Source organism: Enterobacter cloacae complex sp.6700776 (assembly GCF_048284255.1).
In the GTDB taxonomy this organism is placed as follows: Bacteria; Pseudomonadota; Gammaproteobacteria; order Enterobacterales; family Enterobacteriaceae; genus Enterobacter; species Enterobacter intestinihominis.
The window spans coordinates 1-260 of sequence record NZ_JBLVYK010000331.1; the positions used below are offsets into that span (position 1 = coordinate 1).

Genomic DNA, 260 nt, shown 5'->3' on the forward strand with positions numbered 1-260 from the left:
GGAGTAAATAAATAACAATTAACAAGCATAATATTGCCATTGATAAAATAGCATGCCATAAAAGGACTTTTCAGGGATGAGTAATATTGTTTACCTGACAGTAACGGGAGAACAACAAGGAAGCATCTCCGCAGGTTGTGGGACTTCTGAGTCTACAGGTAATCGTTGGCAGAGCGGGCATGAGGATGAAATATTTACATTCTCACTCTTAAATAATATTAATAATACGGGGCTTGGTTCACAGTTCCATGGTATAACAT

General features: G+C 37.7%; 1 pseudogene. It reads left to right on the forward strand.

Annotated elements, in window-relative coordinates:
* Window positions 1-76: 76 nt before the first annotated feature.
* Window positions 77-260 (forward strand): annotated as a pseudogene (locus ACNQ0T_RS24505) (type VI secretion system tube protein Hcp); the annotation flags it as partial.